Genomic DNA, 17,480 nt, shown 5'->3' on the forward strand with positions numbered 1-17,480 from the left:
GCTTAACCCCTCGCTTTTAGTAATTCGGAACCTATCGCAGCCGCGCCGATAGTAGCGACCAATACACTCAAGCCCACCCATGGGCTAAAGTTGCTATATTTCTGCTTAGATTTAATAGTCTCGCGCCTTACCGTTGCTGGCTTTGCGGCGGGTTCTGGTGTTGGCTCTTGGATAGGTTCCATACTATTCGCGGTACTATCAGGAATAGTAACGGGTTTAGTATCAACAACAGGCTCAACAGTATCCGCACCATAGGCCGCGACAGTCTTACTATCTTGATAGTGTCCCACTGGTTTCATTGTCTCTCTCCAATGAGCTTGGATAGTCTTACCAGCACGTTGATCCACACCACAGTGACTACAACGCACCTGTAAAAAGTCCCCTTTGCGCTTGGTTTGCTCAACATAAGAACAACGGCCACACTGACAAACAAGCTCACCAATTACGACTGCTTTACTAGTGTTTTTCATTGGCTTTTAAATCCTTTAATTCATCCACAACAGCAGTTAGCACCGCATAAGCTAAACGGGTGCTTTGTTCTGCTAATTCAACTTTCTTACCCATAGCGAAGCCGCCCAACGTTTCATTGGTTCTAATATTCTTCCCTATTTGAGCAAGTCCCTTTTCTATCTTTTCAATACGATCCATTTTGATTTCCTTATGTATGTTTAATGATAATTTGGGGGGCTAAAATTGCCCCCCGTACAGTTATTGACACGAGTCCTAGGGAACGGCTGCGCCGCTCCTAAAAGCGAAGAGCTAGAACAAGAGCCAACCCGCTGAATCGTCCACTCATACATACGTGTAGGTAGAAACTCAGCGACAACAGAAACAAGCCCTTTCACTTTTGTCGTGGGCTCGCCAAATTGGTTACTTTCACCTTGCTCATAAAATGGTCTTAAAGCTTGCTGCTTACCTATGCCCATTAGCTCGGTGTAACGCTTCCAGTCGTTAGTCTTGGCAGCGTTATAAATATCAATGAAGGTTTTAGGTATTGAGTCTTTTAAGCGTCGAATTTCACGCCAGACTGTCACAGATGAAGAGCCTAAAAATTGAAATTGTCTGATACCGTGACGGCTTTTCCATGCCTGAGTACGTTCCGCAGTTTTAACAAGGTCGAGACCTGTTTCGTCATCAATGCCTACGCTTTGTCCGTTTGCGTCTACGCCGTCGATATTCTTAGCGATGTATTTAACAACGTAAGCAATAGCACCGCCTTTTTCAGGGTCTAAGAACTTCTTATCAAAGCGGCTTTCACTTGCGCCTGATTCGTCCCCGTCTACCTCAAAAGCATACTTTTCAGCAATCTCTAAAAACCTATCGCTCTGCTTGCTATCTATAAAAATAATGAGGTGCCAGTGAGGTGTGCCGTCATGGTGAGGTTCAACAGCTCTTAAGCCATAGAAGTGAATAGATTCACGCTTACAAGCCGCTCTGATTTTTGCCCACTGCTTGTTTAAATACATTTGAGCATCTCTAGGAGAAGGGCACCCAAAGTCGTAAAACTTTTTGTTCCTATGACCTGTTTTTTTGTGAACAGCATGATATTTAGACGGGCATGTCATAGTTAGAAACCAACCGATATGACCACATTGCACAGCCAAGTATTGAAGCCCTTTAATTCTTACTGCTAGTTCTGCTTTGGTATGAGCAGGGTTTGAAATGCTCTTAGCTGCTAGCTCAGATAATAAGAAGGTTTGTTCATGCTGGTTAACCGCTTCATAGCTTTCGAGAAAAGCACGGTTCATTTGCTTTTGCTTACGAAAGCGATTGATACCCCAGCGGGAAACATAGGGAGATTCTTGATTGCAGACTTGGCCACATTCACGGCGAATGTTTTCAACCACACGGTAATGGCGTTTAGCCTGTCTTATCCACCATTCTGGGGTGCACATACGAAGCATAAGCGCATGCACTGAATCGTCATCGTCCCATTTATCAAACAGGGCATTAACTGACTCAGCTTCACGCTTGATGAAATCGAAGAAGTGTTCAAACTGGCCGACTAATAAACCCTTAGCTGACATTTCAAAACGACGGCTTTTTTCATTTGCCCACGTTGTTAATTTGTCGCCTGTTAAATCAGTTATCCATTCCTCGCAAAACTTAAGACGATTAACAACAGTATTTAACCAAGCCATAGCAGTTTCTTGGTTGTCTCGTTTCTGCCTGCGTTCTGCCTCTTTGAGAACACAGTTACGCATTCCGGTTTGATCTACGCGAGCAATAAGCTTAAAGCGGTCAATGGCACCACGTAACCAAGAGTTCGAAGCAACATAACCTTTCTTTTGGTCTAACTCGTCAAGACGCGAGTGTAAAAAGCCCACGTCTTGAGGGCTTACACCGTCTAAAAGATCGGCACGCCATTTAAGGCAATCAGGGGTTGGAGTAGTTTGAATCATGTTGACCACCTAACAAAAGAAGGGATCAACGAGCCATTTACGGACAATCTTTATTTCACGATCATCCATCAACTTAACGCATTCAATAAAATCAAAATCAGCGTAATCGGAATTACCCATCCAGACAGAGATAAAAAAGCGAAACAAAGCTGACTCTTTTTTATCTGCCATCTTAAGTTCACTTGTCACTGACTTAGGCTTCATACTGCCTTCTTTCTCATCCCAGAACCTTTTCAGTTCTGGGGCAAGATCAAGCATCTTAAAAAAACGTTTTTCATTTTCGTGGTTAAACATGTCACTTCCTTTGTTTTTAACGCGTCCATTATTTCCAAGCGGGGGTATCTAAAACCTTTTGAGTTTCAGCTAAGACATTGACAAAAAGCTTGCCTCTAGGTGAGTGCTGAAAACGTGAAATATGACCATCATAAAGAGCCTCTCTAACTTCCCTTTCAGTCATCTTTGTTCTATTAGCCCATTCCTTAGGTGTGCAGTAAGGCGCTTCCACTTCAATTAGGACTCCATCTTTAGTCCTAATCTTCATGTTTTGTGGAGTAACGTCTGGTTTTGTATCTTTCATATTCTTATACTTCCCTGATATGTAGTGTTTTATACCGATATTTAACTTTTTATCCCTTTTGGGAATCTTATTTGGGAATCCTAGATAAAATAAATTCTTTAGTCAAGAAAAGGATTCCCAAATTTATATATTTAAGGACGTTATATGGAAATTGATGCAGTTAAGATAATTGAGCGCATGCTTATCGCTACTGATTGTAAGAACCCTGCTGAGCTTGCAAGGCTTTTACAAACTGGGCCAGCAACTGTAGCCAATTGGAAGAAAAGAAATATGGCTCCTTATAAAGAGATATATAATATTTCTCGTCAATTTGGATTTTCAATGGACTGGATTCTGACAGGCAAAGGCGAACCCAAAGAAGGAAAAATTCAAGTAGTTTCAGAAGATGACGGCTATTTTCATGTACCTCAATACAGTATCGAAGCGAGTGCAGGACAAGGCACGCTGATCGAAGCAGAAACAATCGACCAGCACCTATCTTTTAAAGAGTCTTGGTTGCGTCGATCAGGCATCAATCCTACAGACCTTATTGCCATGTATGCCCGTGGCGATTCCATGGAGCCAACCATCTACAGCGGTGACTCTCTTGTAATAGATAAAACCATGAACTCTGTAACAAGTGACGGCGGGATTTATGTCATCAACTACGATGGTGAATTGTTTGTTAAGCGTGTTCAAAAACAACTAAACGGCACAGTGGCCATTACCTCAGACAACAAAAATTATGGGGATATTGTTATCCCATCATCCGACCTAAACACATTGCGCATAATTGGCCGTGTCGTGTGGTCTGGGCATCCGATGATTTAAAAATAGAGGGAAGGGATTCATGAATCAGGTTATTAATTGGGTAAACTATTGTTTTAGAAGTATTTTACTATGCATTACTTATTTTTTTAGTTGGTTAAAAGGTTTTTATAAACGCCATTACAATTTATCAACTATTGGCATATTAGGTACTTTTGGTTATTTCAGCTTTTTATATCAGACTCTAGGATTTGAAACAATTACATGGATGAAAGGTGCTAAAAACTTTAATGAAGTAGGAGACTTTCTTGCTGGCGTATTTGGCCCTGTAGCTTTCTTTTGGCTAATTATCGGCTATCAAATGCAGCACTCGGAGCTAAGGCTTAATAGAAAAAGTTTAGAAAAGCAGGCAGATGAGCTGGAATATTCAAGGAAAGCCTTAGAATTACAGGTTAATGAATTTAAGCAAAACGTTGAACTTACTAAAGATAATTTCAATTTTCAAAAAGAGATTCACAATAAAAAAGAAGCCACTCTAGAGCGAAGTAAAAAGCCTTACTTTGATAAAGTAGAAGCTAAGCTAAATGGTAATTCAATAATAATTATTAGCATTAGAAATATAGGTGGTGATATAAGAAATATAGAAACAATAGATAAAGAAAAAAACATGCCAACAAATGAGACTATTGACTCATGCAATAAGTTTCAAACTATTACTTTACTAACAAATATCAAAATTAATATTGATGAATATAAAAATAAAGCCAAAAATATTGGAGATTTAAATAAAGACGACAGAACTACACTTTTCCCAGATTATGAAGTTCATTATTTAGATAAAGATTTAATTAAATGGAAAGTCAATATTTCTATTTCGATTTATCTAGATGTTTCTGGGGTTTATTTCGTCGCATATTTCTCAATGTTAAATGGTGAACTTAATGTCAAAAGAGTTAATGCATGACCATTAAAAGAGTCCCAACTGGTTATGAAGTCCGTTTTCGAGTTGCTGGCCGTGGTAGTCGAACATACAAGCGCATATTCCCCACTAAGGGAGAATGCGACAGGTTCGAACGCCATACTATTGCCCAGTACGAGACTAACTCTGATTCTAAACCTTGGTTAGAAAAGCCTAAAGATATGCGCCGTGTGTCTGAACTGGTCGAGCTTTGGGATAACTCCCATGGTCACTTTTTACGTGATGGTACTCGCCGTAAAGCTAAGTTATTAAGCATGGCGGAAATGCTCGGAGACCCCGCAGGCTCTAACCTTACCAAGTTAGACTACACTCGCTGGCGCGCCACTCGATCAAAGGACGGTATCAGCCCAAAAACGTTAAATAATGAATTAGGTTATCTCTCATCCATGTTTAACGTGCTGATCAAAGCCGAAGAGATCCACTATCCTAACCCACTTGTTAATATTGATAATGTGAAAGTGCCAGAAAATGAACTGGCCTTTCTCACCCATGATCAGATAAACGAGCTACTAGACGAAACGAAAAAATGCGATAACCCGCACGTTTACCTGATCACTAAAATATCATTATCGACAGGGGCTAGATGGAGCGAAGCAGAAGGGCTAACCGTGCAAAGAGTACGTAATAAGAAGGTGCATTTTACCGACACCAAGAGCGGAAAAAACAGAAGCGTACCTATCACTGAAGCGCTTTATAATGAGATAAAAGAACACGCCAAAGGCACCAAGGGGAACCAGATATTTACAGCCTCTATATCCAGCTTTCGACGCGCCCTTAAACGCACTACAATCGAACTACCCAAAGGCCAAGCCGCCCACGTATTGCGTCATACCTTTGCCAGCCATTTCATGATGAATGGAGGCAACATACTGACTTTACAAAAGGTACTTGGCCACAGTGATATTAAAATGACAATGCGATACTCTCACCTATCGCCCGACTTTCTGGAAGAAGCCACAAGGCTGAATCCACTATCAGAAACAGCTAGGAAATAACATGGAAGAAAACGGAACTTTTATAGCTTTAATAACGATAAATTTAGGCGGTGTAGGGTTATTAACTACTTATATCTTAGCTAACTACTTTTTTTACACTGATAGAATTAATGATCTTAGAATCACTATAGAGTCTGAGTTTGGAAGTTTAAAAACAAAACTATCTGAATATAAAATTTTTGATCATATGAAATCTGAAGAATCGGATCATGGTGAAGATTACATTTCAAATTTACATAGAAAGCATGCAGAACTAAGTCGTTCATTAATAGTAGAAAAACCTTCAGAATCAGAAATCATTGAAATGGAACTTGAGTTCATTAACTTATTAGAAACTGGCTCTATTTTTCTAAAATTCATTAACATTAATTCAATAGAGAAGCTTCCCTTAACAACAAACAAAGATATAAAAAACCTTAAAAAAGAATTCGAATCAATAATATTAAACTTTGAAAACTTTCAATATTATTTCAATATTATCACTAAAGACTTCAAAAAAGATTATGACAATTTCATAAGAAAAAGTACGGAGCCAGATACTGTTTACAAAAAAGAATTCAATGATATGCGAACAATCATAAACCGAACATTGCAGGAAACAAGAGCTAAATTAATACCTGAATTTGAAGCTTTGGTGGAAAAAACAAATAAATTTAATTTTTTATATGACAGCCAAGATAGTAAGATTAATTTTCAACACATATATTACTGCATTCAATTATCAGCGTTATTTGGAATATTACTTCCTTTAATATGTATCAACACTCTTCCTTATAATACTTCTCTATTTGATAGTAGTTATGATTTTTCGAATTTAGCAGCAGCATTGCTTTCTTTTATATCATTACTTCCATATGCGATCATTTTAAGCAAGCTACGAAGCTTCATTAAAGTAAAATAGACACACATCCGACACACACTAGATGGAAAATAAGGTAAAAGAAGGCAATAGAACCCTAAAAACATGTCTTATATATCAGTAACTTACTGATTTTATTGAATTTAACATAAGGTTCGATCCCCGCCGTCTCCACCACTTAAGTGGTTGATTTTCGAATGGTTTATTGAAAATCGATTGTAATGTTGACCAGAATTTAACTAGTTAATTCTGACAACACAAAAGAAGTCGCTTATTAGCGGCTTTTTTTTATACCTGAGATTTATCTCTTTTAGCTGTTTAGCTGTTTAGCTGTTTAGCTGTTTAGCTGTTTAGCTGTTTAGCTGTTTAGCTAACTAGAACCTAAAGTCCTGATGTAAATTACCCCAATGCTGCTTTAGTTTTTCTTTATGCTCTTCTCTCATAGGTAAATCTTGCATCGCTTGAGGCCAGAGTTGTTTGGCTTTTTGCAAGGTGTCATCTAAGTGAGGCTTAATTAAACGCCAAGGTATGTCCGATTTTTCAGATGTGCATCACCATTAGCAAGCAGTATATTAACAAGCAGTCGTCTCGCAAATTGCTGAACATCAGCAATCGCATTACCTGAAAAGTTATAAAGCACGCGCGCTATTTGCTCATAATTACCCGCTTTGTATTTTTCATGGGGATACTTAACCAAAATTTGAGCAAAGTCTTCCATATGTACACGCTCATCCTGTCTATCAGTTAGCAGCGTATTTCGGTCAAAGCGTTTAATTGCAAAAGCGAATTTTTCATTGGGTAAATTGATTTGTGGAAGATTATCAAGTTTATCGAGCTCAACCAGCTTCATATCAGGTACATCAACACCGACAAGTGACGTTAACATCATTGCCGTATATTCATTTAATGGCACATCCTTATGTTTGGTCGAAGGGGTTTTAATAATCCAATCACCCAATGCATCACCTTGGGATAAGTTATAGCGACCATCCTTTTCTTTCATGGAAAACTTCATCTGTACACCAGCAAGTGAGAACTTATTCTCACGACCTTGCATGGCAAAAAAGTCTTGCTCAAATGCGACTGCTTTCGCATTTTTATGTTTGGATAATAGACTGTCAGGCACCTCATCTGGCGTCATAGGCCTTGCGACTATAGCACCCGGTAAATCATCACCAAGATAAGATAGAATCTGAAACTCATTATCAGGGTGAATTTTCAATCCCTGAGCAATTAACTCTCTCAATGCACCTTCAGGTAATAAGTTGGACAGAATGGGATAAAGGCGCTGATTTTTAGCATGGCCTTCTGATAAGAATGGTTCAGAGCGAGGAAAGTCAGGGTGAGTTGTTAAACTAAATGTTGGACGATTTGGATTATGCTTAAACTCATCAGCAAAGCTCAATACATTGAGACCGTTTTGATAACCAGCCACATAACCAACTAGCTCACCCTGAAAAGTAAGCTCTAGCACATTCATGTTATTGCTCATGAGTCGTCCCCTAACAACCCTTGCCATGGATCATCAGATAAGGTTTTTTCGCCTTTATCTTGCATATTAATTGGCTCGGCGTTAATCGCTCCCGCCTTTGACGATTCTGCTTCGTTTAACACAGCAAGTACCGCATTGCGCTTTTCCTTAGGGATGAGCATCAGCTCACTATTAAAACCTTTTGCGATAAGCTCTAAAGTATCGAGTCGAGGGTTCCCTTTGGACTCTAAGCGTTGATATTGCTGCCTAGATACACCCACACGTAGCAGCATATCTGTTTGCTTTAATCCTAGGGCTAAACGCCTTTCTTTGAGTTGCTCTAATAGTGACTTAATCATAGTAAACACATAAGTTGCTTTTTTAATATAATGAAACATATTAGTTGCTTTAAACTAATACAACAACATATGAGTTGCTTTTTATAAACTTAGACTTAAAAAGCAATTCATAGGTTGCTTATTTTTAAAGTAAGACACTTTCAATTAGTTGGCGCAGTTACTAAAACCGCGCCAATTAAACTTATAAACAACCTCTTTAACACATGAAATTTAGTCTATAAAATCTAATAAATAAGCTTTCAAAACAATAATTTGGTGAATTGATATTCAAGAGTGAGAGGCGTATAAATAGCCCTAATCGAGAGAGAAAAAAGAAGGGATAGAAAGTGAAGGAAACGCACGATGAACCTACATGAACTTAAGCAAGATTTAACTTCCTCGCAAGCTATCACCTCAGATAACAAATATTATGGTGATATTGTCATTCCATCATCCGACCTAAACACACTTCGCATAATCGGCCGCGTTGTGTGGTCAAGGCATCCGATTATGTAAATCTTACAGAGAAATTAGCTCTAAAAATCATTATTAAAGTAAAAAAGCTAAACCAAAATTAATTAAAAGGAAATTAAAATGAAAGAACAGGACTCTAAATATCACAACATTTCTGAACAAAATTTAATATTAGAATATAAAGAATATGCGTTTAAATCTCTAACTTTTACTCAAATTCAAATCAACATAACTAACCTTGGTGAAACTATATCTTCTTTTTATCTTGAGCTTAAAAATAAAGGCTGTGGTGATATTATAACAATGGATATTATTGATTCATTAGAAAAAGGTACAACACACCCTTTAGTCTTGGACGTTAGCGATAGCGTTGAGAGAAGCCATGAAAAAGACTATGAACTTATTGCAACCTTTTTAGATAAAAACAACATGCAACAATAATCATGAGGCACTCTAAGGTAAATGATAAAAGTCCTTATACATTCGATACGATTACAGCATAAAAAAATAGGATTCTTGTGATAGGAGGTAAAAAGTAGGTACAGATACCATTCATTTCAAAAAGGCCATCAATAGATTGGCAGCTAATCGACACTATTGATCCTTCACAAAATGAAAAGCCCCATCCAAAGGACGAGGCTTTTCTCCGATAAACGGCTGCTAATGTAGTGGCTTGAAACAGTGGTCATCTACAAGCTGTATCAATTATACTAATTAAAGCAACTACCACTGTCAACCAAGGATGGTCAAGACAATGCCGAGCACAATTTCATACACAGCTCTTTCAACTGTACTTCCAAGCCAACGGCTTTCAACATACAAAAAAGTGTTCCAGACAAGAACACCTGTAGAACTTCACGGTGCCTATATATGGTCAGTAAAAGTGGCTGCAAGCTTGCAACCTTTACTAAGTACATTAGAAGTGGCTCTGAGAAACGCTATCCATAACAGTGCAACAAAAACCATTGCACCCGACTGGTATGACAAACTTCATACGAAGAAAAGAAAGAGTTGGAAGTTAGAAAAAAGAGACCAAGATAATATTAACTGGCATAAATCAGAAATCGTAAGAGTAAAAAAGAAGCTCGGCAAAAAGAGCACCCCTAAAGGGTTAACAAGACACGATTTACTTGTGGCTAAAATGGATTTCGGTTTTTGGGATAACTTATTAAGAGAGTGCTTTTCAATTAATGGTAATAATCAAGCGCTCTGGCCACAATGCATCCCTATGGTTTTTCCAAACTTACCTAAAGGACAAACCAATTCAACCATCCAACACCATATCTCTTCTTTACGTGAAGTAAGGAATGACATCGCCCATAACTCACCCATTTGGAAACACAAAAGTGTCGTCGATCAACAATCAGCTATAAAATATATTAATCAGAAAATTGATAAAATTATTGAAGTAACTCGATGGCTTTCGTCAGAAAAAGTTAACTGGCTTGACGTTCATTCTTTACTATCAGACGCAAGACGTGTGTCCTCCATGAGCTATCTTCTTTTGTGCCAAAGAAAAGAAATGCATGAACTAGCAGAACCCTATAATCATTATAAACGAGCATTGCGTAGCCGTTTAAAGCAACTTAATAACGATAGTTTTAATATTATTGAAAAAGCCAATGGCGATCTTTTTATGGTAACTAAAGTCACCTCCTAACTTATGAAGCAGACAACTTCTATCTAGAGAACCTGTTATTTTAATAGCCAAAACCACCTTAATAGGTGGTTTTTTTATGCCTGCAATTTATCCCTTTCCTAATAAGCCTTCAGTCTCACTATTTGAGACTCTGACTAACAAGTCTTGACGCTATCCATGCTGTTTTGCTTCCCTTAGTTTATTTTGCAAATGTTATGTTATAACATTTCTTTAATTCCGTTTTTCTCATAAACCGATTTTTAGCCAGAGTATCCTATGACACATCCAAAAAAATTGCCTGTAACCGTTTTATCCGGTTTTCTAGGGGCAGGAAAGACCACGGTACTTAGCCATATTTTAAATAATCGCCAAGGTAAGAAGGTAGCGGTTATCGTGAATGATATGAGTGAGATCAATATCGATGCCAACATCATTCAAAACGAAGTCTCGTTAAATCGCAGCGAAGAAAAGCTGGTTGAGATGAGCAATGGTTGTATCTGCTGCACCCTGCGTGAAGACTTATTATTAGAAGTGACTGAGCTTGCCAAAGATGGTCGCTTTGACTACTTGGTAATCGAATCCACAGGCATTTCCGAGCCTTTACCTGTAGCTGAGACCTTCACCTTTGCGGATGAAGACGGTGTGTCTCTTTCTGATGTGGCGACCCTAGATACTATGGTCACTGTAGTCGATGCGGTTAACTTTATGAAGGATTACGAAGAAGCCCAGTATCTGCAAGATAAAGGCGAATCCTTAGGTGAAGATGATGATCGCAGTGTCGCGGACTTGTTGGTTGAACAGGTAGAGTTTGCCGACATTATCTTGGTGAGTAAATCAGACCTTGTCTCCAGCGAGAACATGAAGAAGCTTAAGGCGATTCTGAAATCGCTCAATACTTTTGCCGAAGTCGTCCCTATTGAAAACGGCCAAGTGGACATTGAAAAAGTATTGGAAACTGGCCTATTTAACTTCGAACGTGCGCAACAAGCACCAGGTTGGTTGATAGAAATGCGCGGTGAGCATGTACCAGAAACTGAAGAATATGGTATTGGAAGCTTTAGTTATGTAGCCCGCCGCCCTTTCCATCCTGAAAAATTTTATAACTTCCTACACAACACGAAAGACTACGGTAAGTTACTGCGTTCTAAAGGGTATTTCTGGTTGGCAACACGCCCTGAGTTTGCTGGCCAATGGAGCCAAGCTGGCGGTATCGCTCGTTATGGGTTTGCTGGCATGTTTTGGAAGGCGGTACCTAAGTCTAACTGGCCAACAGACGAAGCTAGCCTAGCAGCCATTAATGAGCACTGGTGTGAACCTTTTGGTGATATGCGCCAAGAGCTGGCTTTTATTGGCCAAGGTTTGAACCAAACAGCCATGATCACAGCGCTAGATAACTGCTTATTATCTGATGATGAGATAGTCGAAGGTAAAGCGTATTGGGCCAGTTTAAAAGACCCTTTCCCAGCTTGGGAGGAGAATTAATGAGCGCATTAGCCTTAAAAAGCCGTGAAGATGAGTACCTTGAAGAAAATCTTATCGACGAGCAAGCACAAGAAAACGCACTAAAGGAACAAGTGCAAGGCAAATTCATTGTCGGGCAAGCGCCAGACATACTGACAGAAGTCTACCAGCAAGATACCAACATGGTGGTTTGGCAAAGGGATTCAGATGCAGCACTGCAACAAGCGATTGATGCTTTTCTGAGTGAGAAAGATGGCTATAAACGTAATATGGCAATCACACCAGAACTCGCCTTAGACACGATACATAAAGCCTTGGGTAATACGGATGATGTCTTACCATTGAGTCAGAATATTGCTGAACTTGTTGAGATGTTCTGCTGCTTATTTGATTTGGAAAGAGCTGGGTTACGTTTAACCATTTTGGATAGCGCCATGTGCCCTAGATTCCATGTAGATAGAGTGCCTTGCCGCTTGGTAACGACTTATAAGGGTGTTGCAACTCAGTGGTTGCCTCATAGCTTAATTAACCGTTCTGCCTTGGGTGTAAGAGCGGTTAAAGATGCCCGTGACCAATCTGGCCTTTATCAAAGCCAAGAAGATATTCAGCAGTTAACAGAGGGTGATGTTGCCCTGTTAAAGGGCGAGTTATGGCCGGGTAATGAAAATGCAGGGCTAGTACATAGATCACCTGCGGTGGAAATCGGTGAAAAACGTTTGTTACTCACTCTCGATTTTCTCGACTAACTGGTTTGGCTAATCACTAAAGCTTTGTTGCCAACCCCTTTGTCATATTCATCATGATGTGACACCAAGATAAAAGCAGATAAGGTTTTTGCTTTTATCTTGGCTTTAGCCAGAAAACCTCCTTCAAAAATGCTATGCTGCTGACAAGTTTTTAAAGCAAGTTTATAGGTACTGATTATGTCTAAAAGTTTCGAAGCCCAAGGAACAATCCACAGCATAGGCGCAACGACTGAATACGGTCAAAACGGTTTTACCAAGCGTGAGTTTGTGATCCAGCTAACGGGCGAAGGTGAGAATCCAGCTTACCCAAATTATGTTGCCTTAGAGTTGATTAAAGACAAGTGTGCCTTGATGGATCAATACCAGATTGGTGATGAAATTAATGTACATTTCAATCTAAATGGCCGTCTTTGGGCTGCTCAAGGTAAGCCAGAAAAGTGCTTCACTAGCCTACAAGCTTGGCGTATCGAAGCGCCTGGTGGTCAAGGTTTTAACCCAAACCAAGGCCAAGATTACATCCAGAATGCTAGCCAAGATAATGGCTTTCAAGCTTACGACCAAAACCAAGATCAAGGCTATAACTCAAACACAGGTAATGGTTACTCAGATTCAGACGTGCCTTTCTAACGACGCACGCTTGTCTAAACCATCATAATGTCTTTGTCATTTACGGTTTACTCGTTCATTAAAAACTAAGCGGACCGTAAATGCTCAAAGAACACTTCTAGAATAACTCACTAATGACACATCCTTGATAAAGAACATCTGAGCCTGCGCCTAATGAAGGCAATTTCAATGGTTCGATATTAGACTTTATCGATTATAGAGAGATCAGCATGTCTTATTTAGCGCCCTCTGAATTTACCAAAAAAATGGTCGATGCGGGCGAATCTAAAGTCCTAATGTCCACCCGAGATACCATTATCCGCGCCTTTATGGCGGGAGCCATCTTGGCGCTAGCCGCCATTTTCGCCATTAGTATTGCGGTACAAACAGGGCAGTTTTTACTTGGTGCTTTGCTCTTCCCTGTTGGTTTTTGCATGCTTTACCTTATGGGGTTCGACCTGTTAACAGGCGTCTTTGTTTTAGCGCCGCTTGCCTTACTTGATAAACGTAAAGGCATCACAGCAAAAGGGGTGTTACGTAATTGGGGCTTGGTTTTTATTGGTAATTTTGCGGGCGCCTTAACTGTCGCTTTTTTGATGGCCTATATATTCACCTATGGCTTTAACATAGAACCAGGACCAGTTGGTGATAAAGCCGCCAGTATTGGCGAGGCTCGAACCCTAGGTTATGCCGAACATGGTTTTGCAGGTTGGATGACTATCTTTATTCGCGGCATGTTATGCAACTGGATGGTGTCTCTAGGCGTTGTTGGCGCCATGATATCCACCAATGTCAGTGGTAAGGTGATCGCCATGTGGATGCCTATCTTCCTTTTCTTTTACATGGGTTTTGAGCATTCAGTGGTCAACATGTTTTTGTTTCCCTTTGGCTTAATTATGGGTGGTGACTTTTCATTTATGGATTATATTATCTGGAATGAGTTGCCGACTGTTTTGGGTAACCTTGTCGGTGGCTTGGCCTTTACTGGCCTTACCCTTTATACCACGCATGTGAAGACTGCGGCCAATCGACAGATTTAACCTTAACTTCCCCTTTCCTCGCCGCTTTTACTTTATCCGTCTTTCTCATCTTTTATCTTGGCCTAACCTTATAAAGTTAGGCCAAGATGATATGAACTAGCATATTTAAAGCCTTTAGCTATAAACCGGATGCGGCATTAAAAGATCGGCAAAGGCTTCTTCAATTTCTGGGAAGTCAAAATGAAACCCTGCTTCAATCAGCTTCTCTGGCACCACTCTTTGGCTATCTAACAATAAGGCCGACGCCTCACCCATAACGACTTTTAAAATCGCCTTTGGCATCGGCAAGTAAGCTCTCTTATCCAATATATGAGCTAGCTCTTCGGTAAATTGATAGTTAGTGACAGCATGAGGGCTGGTAAGGTTGAACGGCCCTTCACAGTTTTTATGACTTAGTAAAAAGGACATAGCATTTATCATGTCATGAATATGTATCCATGGCATAAACTGCTGACCATCCCCAATTTTGCCCCCAAGGTTACATTTGAAAATAGGTAGCATCTTACCTAGTGCACCACCTTTCCCATCCAGAACGATACCCGTACGTAGATTCACTACCCGAGTATGCTCGGAGGCTTCTTGAGAGATTTTCTCCCAACGCTGACACAGGCGACTGGCAAAGTCCTTAGAGAAGGTCGTTTGAGTTTCTGGCAGGAATCTATCATAGTGATTACCATAAATACCCACTGCTGAGCCGCTTAAAAAAACCTCCGGTGGGTTATCACTCTGAGCAAACAGCTTCACTAATTTATCCGTTGTATGCCAACGGCTTTGGCAAATCATACCTTTTTGCCTTTGTGACCAACGTTTGTCTATGATGGGCTCGCCAGCAAGATTGATAACAGCATCAAATTCGTTCAGGTCAGACAGCTTGGATAAATCATTAATGATCTTGGTTTGTGGCGGTAAGTCCTGCTTTGCTTGATAGGGCGATCGCGTAAAAACGGTATATTCATGCTGTTCGAATTCATTAATAAATCGAGAACCTATTAGGCCGGTTCCACCTGTCATTAAGATTTTCATATTGCACCTCTTAAAAGGCATGCCCAATCAAGATGTCGGCTAGCCTTTTGCTGAATAATTTACGTCCTTGCTGAAGTCCTATCCTTACCTTTTTCAGGCTTGAAACTCTCGTGAGAGCGCTATTTTTTTAGCAGATATTGGCCAAATTCTGACAAAGCAGAAAACACCTGATGGTCTCCCGTTACTTGAGAAATTATAGCTGCTGTACCACAGATAACTAAGTTTTCATCCTCTACAAGGGCCTTTTGCGCTAAGGCGGTTTGATCATCACGCCATAGGCCATCCTGATAAAAAACAGAGACATCTTTATCTGTGTTTTGACTGATTTCTACAAAGCTTTCTAAACTAATGCTTTGATTGATAAGTTGTACGTCATAGTGAGCATCATCTAGCTCCAAACATAAGAATAAGAGTGGCCAAATCGCCGTATTATCTCCATATGTCAGCATAAGGTTTTTTTGCTCTCCCTTACCTTTTGATTTATCTCCATGGCTATTTTTAAGACGCCTCAAGGTGTACGCCAATAACTCACTTTCAATAAAACTCGCTTGGGCCTGATTTTTAGCCGAATCTTTTTGTAATGTCAGCAACACAGGCTCAAACAAATTTTGACGACAAACAGACACAGGGTAATTTACAAAATAGTCAGCAATGAGATGTTCTAGCTGATGGGGGTGAAAGGTCTGACTAACCATGTTGATTTGAGTAATTGCATGCTGCCATAAGGTCATATCTTGTTTATCAGATAAGTCTGGCTCTTGTTTGAGCATGGCTTTTACCTTGCCTACTGACACACCTCTGGCTATCAAGGCTAAGATTTTTTCAACCCGTATCACATCTTGCTCACTGTATAACCTATGGCCTTTATCAGTTCGCTGAGGTGTTAATAAACCATAACGACGTTCCCATGCTCTTATTGTCACAGTATTCACTTGAGTTCTTGCACTCAATTCACGAATGGGAAACAGGTCATCAATGTTTACAGTGTCTTTCATAGGGTCTTTTTCTCTTGTTTAAGGGTCATCTTACTTCTAGATGATACAAGTCTAATTCTTGTACAAGTTTTATCTATACGCAAACCTTTTTTGTACAAGATATAAAAACAAAATTCGATTTGTTCGCTTTTCATACAAAAATAAATGGAACTTATCTGCCTATCCTTAGTTCAAATGAATTGTGATTTCGTAAACCTTAAGTGTTACCAAATAAAACAGGAGTTTGAACAATGTCCCCCCTCCGCCCTGAGAGCAAAGCCCAAATACATTTTCTCGTAACTGGTTTTAAAAGCCTCTCTTCTCCCCCTGTCATGTTGCTTTTCTTCCTTCTTGTGTATGCCCAAAGTTTTCTCGTAAATGCTGCCCCAAGTAAGGATCTTGATCCTAGATGGACAGCATTTTCTATCGACTCAAATATCTCGGTAGAACATAAAGCTTGGCAGCAGTTTTTAGATAAGTATCTGATTTTTGACGATAAAGATCAGTCATATATGTCTTATGGCAAAGTAAATCAGCGCGACAAGAAGGTGCTGAATGAGTACATCCAATACTTAGTTGAGTTAAACCCAAGTGAGCTGAGTAAAAAGCAGCAAATGGCCTATTGGATCAACCTCTACAATGCTAAAACTGTGTCTTTGATATTGGATAATTACCCTGTTAAGAGCATTCGAAAGCTGGGTAAGTCTTGGTTCAGCTCAGGTCCATGGGATGACAAGGTATTACTGATTAATGACATTGAAGTCTCTTTAAATGACATAGAACATAGGATTCTCAGACCCATTTATAATCAAGCCAGCCTGCATTATGCTCTCAATTGTGCCTCTATCAGTTGCCCTAATTTAAGTGCCACAGCTTATACCAGCTCTAATGCCCAAACTCAGTTGGCTGAAGGTGCGAGAAATTACATCAACCATGCAAGAGGAGTAAGCTTTGACGAGGATGGCGAACTTGTCCTATCCACTATTTATAAATGGTATAGAGAAGATTTTGGTGTCACTCGCCTGGATCTATTGACTCATCTCATTGGTTATTCTGACAAGGCCCTAGGTGATAAATTAAGAGCCTATAAAGGCTCTATCAGTTATGAATATGATTGGGATTTAAACGAGCTTAAGTAAGTCTTCTTGA

20 protein-coding genes are annotated in these 17,480 nt (G+C 39.7%); 11 read left to right on the plus strand and 9 right to left on the minus strand.

All coding sequences use genetic code 11. From position 1 onward, the window contains the following. Positions 1-2 precede the first annotated feature (2 nt). From OA91_RS09465 to OA91_RS09485, 5 genes are read right to left on the minus strand one after another with little or no spacing between them, the layout of a single operon-like run. Entirely contained in the window at positions 3-470 is a 468-nt protein-coding gene (locus OA91_RS09465) for a hypothetical protein (protein ID WP_063338033.1), read from the minus strand. After that, positions 457-648: a hypothetical protein gene (locus OA91_RS09470; protein ID WP_063338034.1), complete on the minus strand. Its 192-nt coding sequence runs from the start codon at positions 646-648 to the stop codon at positions 457-459. The genes OA91_RS09465 and OA91_RS09470 overlap by 14 nt, the downstream gene beginning before the upstream one ends. A 20-nt stretch (positions 649-668) precedes the next feature. Then, positions 669-2,402 carry a replication endonuclease gene (locus tag OA91_RS09475; RefSeq protein ID WP_063338035.1) on the minus strand — a complete coding sequence of 578 codons (1,734 nt, stop codon included), beginning with the start codon at positions 2,400-2,402 and terminating at the stop codon, positions 669-671. Positions 2,403-2,411: 9 nt separating this feature from the next. Beyond that, positions 2,412-2,696, minus strand: coding sequence for a hypothetical protein (locus OA91_RS09480; protein WP_063338036.1), 285 nt, complete (start codon positions 2,694-2,696; stop codon positions 2,412-2,414). A gap of 28 nt (positions 2,697-2,724) precedes the next feature. Next, positions 2,725-2,979: a hypothetical protein gene (locus tag OA91_RS09485; RefSeq protein WP_063338037.1), complete on the minus strand. Its 255-nt coding sequence runs from the start codon at positions 2,977-2,979 to the stop codon at positions 2,725-2,727. Between the two features lie 144 nt (positions 2,980-3,123). On the opposite strand from OA91_RS09485, the gene OA91_RS09490 reads away from it, so the two are divergent. The 4 genes from OA91_RS09490 to OA91_RS09505 are packed head-to-tail and all read left to right on the plus strand — an operon-like array spanning position 3,124 to position 6,601. After that, a complete protein-coding gene (locus OA91_RS09490) occupies positions 3,124-3,789 on the plus strand; it encodes a LexA family transcriptional regulator (protein ID WP_063338038.1) in 666 nt (221 codons plus the stop codon). Between the two features lie 19 nt (positions 3,790-3,808). Beyond that, positions 3,809-4,690, plus strand: coding sequence for a hypothetical protein (locus OA91_RS09495; RefSeq protein WP_063338039.1), 882 nt, complete (start codon positions 3,809-3,811; stop codon positions 4,688-4,690). Continuing rightward, positions 4,687-5,700, plus strand: coding sequence for a phage integrase (locus OA91_RS09500; protein WP_063338040.1), 1,014 nt, complete (start codon positions 4,687-4,689; stop codon positions 5,698-5,700). Before OA91_RS09495 ends, OA91_RS09500 begins: the two co-directional genes overlap by 4 nt. A gap of 1 nt (position 5,701) precedes the next feature. Continuing rightward, positions 5,702-6,601, plus strand: a complete 900-nt coding sequence (locus OA91_RS09505) for a hypothetical protein (protein ID WP_063338041.1) — start codon at positions 5,702-5,704, stop codon at positions 6,599-6,601. A 472-nt stretch (positions 6,602-7,073) separates the two neighbouring features. Here OA91_RS09505 and OA91_RS09510 read toward each other — a convergent pair whose 3' ends face one another. Continuing rightward, the gene (locus OA91_RS09510; protein WP_197477780.1) at positions 7,074-8,051 is read right to left on the minus strand and encodes a type II toxin-antitoxin system HipA family toxin; all 978 of its coding nucleotides are present in this window, start codon (positions 8,049-8,051) and stop codon (positions 7,074-7,076) included. Next, positions 8,048-8,389, minus strand: a complete 342-nt coding sequence (locus OA91_RS09515; RefSeq protein ID WP_063338121.1) for a helix-turn-helix transcriptional regulator — start codon at positions 8,387-8,389, stop codon at positions 8,048-8,050. The genes OA91_RS09510 and OA91_RS09515 overlap by 4 nt, the downstream gene beginning before the upstream one ends. 573 nt (positions 8,390-8,962) lie before the next feature. Here OA91_RS09515 and OA91_RS09520 point away from each other — a divergent pair. The 6 genes from OA91_RS09520 to OA91_RS09550 all read left to right on the plus strand — a co-directional run bounded on the left by OA91_RS09520 (position 8,963) and on the right by OA91_RS09550 (position 14,334). Further along, a complete protein-coding gene (locus OA91_RS09520) occupies positions 8,963-9,283 on the plus strand; it encodes a hypothetical protein (RefSeq protein WP_063338042.1) in 321 nt (106 codons plus the stop codon). Between the two features lie 313 nt (positions 9,284-9,596). Continuing rightward, positions 9,597-10,502 (plus strand): Abi family protein, encoded by a 906-nt coding sequence (locus tag OA91_RS09525; protein WP_063338043.1) that lies wholly within the window; start codon positions 9,597-9,599, stop codon positions 10,500-10,502. 255 nt (positions 10,503-10,757) lie between these two features. Next, positions 10,758-11,963, plus strand: coding sequence for a zinc metallochaperone GTPase ZigA (gene zigA / locus OA91_RS09530; RefSeq protein WP_063338044.1), 1,206 nt, complete (start codon positions 10,758-10,760; stop codon positions 11,961-11,963). Continuing rightward, positions 11,963-12,688, plus strand: a complete 726-nt coding sequence (locus tag OA91_RS09535; protein ID WP_082827859.1) for a DUF1826 domain-containing protein — start codon at positions 11,963-11,965, stop codon at positions 12,686-12,688. The genes zigA and OA91_RS09535 overlap by 1 nt, the downstream gene beginning before the upstream one ends. A 177-nt stretch (positions 12,689-12,865) precedes the next feature. Continuing rightward, positions 12,866-13,315 (plus strand): DUF3127 domain-containing protein, encoded by a 450-nt coding sequence (locus tag OA91_RS09545; protein ID WP_082827860.1) that lies wholly within the window; start codon positions 12,866-12,868, stop codon positions 13,313-13,315. Positions 13,316-13,524: 209 nt separating this feature from the next. Further along, positions 13,525-14,334 (plus strand): formate/nitrite transporter family protein, encoded by an 810-nt coding sequence (locus tag OA91_RS09550; protein ID WP_063338046.1) that lies wholly within the window; start codon positions 13,525-13,527, stop codon positions 14,332-14,334. Between the two features lie 114 nt (positions 14,335-14,448). On the opposite strand, the gene OA91_RS09555 is transcribed toward OA91_RS09550, so the two are convergent. Then, a complete protein-coding gene (locus OA91_RS09555; protein ID WP_063338047.1) occupies positions 14,449-15,357 on the minus strand; it encodes a TIGR01777 family oxidoreductase in 909 nt (302 codons plus the stop codon). Positions 15,358-15,476: 119 nt separating this feature from the next. After that, on the minus strand, positions 15,477-16,352 hold the full coding sequence (locus tag OA91_RS09560) for a MerR family transcriptional regulator (RefSeq protein WP_063338048.1): 876 nt from the start codon (positions 16,350-16,352) through the stop codon (positions 15,477-15,479). A 230-nt stretch (positions 16,353-16,582) separates the two neighbouring features. Here OA91_RS09560 and OA91_RS09565 point away from each other — a divergent pair, with 230 nt between their 5' ends. Continuing rightward, complete coding sequence (locus OA91_RS09565; RefSeq protein WP_082827861.1) at positions 16,583-17,470, plus strand: DUF547 domain-containing protein; 888 nt, start codon at positions 16,583-16,585, stop codon at positions 17,468-17,470. The last annotated feature ends 10 nt before the right edge of the window (positions 17,471-17,480 follow it).

Origin of the sequence: Marinomonas sp. SBI8L (assembly GCF_001624705.1) — a bacterium.
Lineage (GTDB): Bacteria > Pseudomonadota > Gammaproteobacteria > Pseudomonadales > Marinomonadaceae > Marinomonas.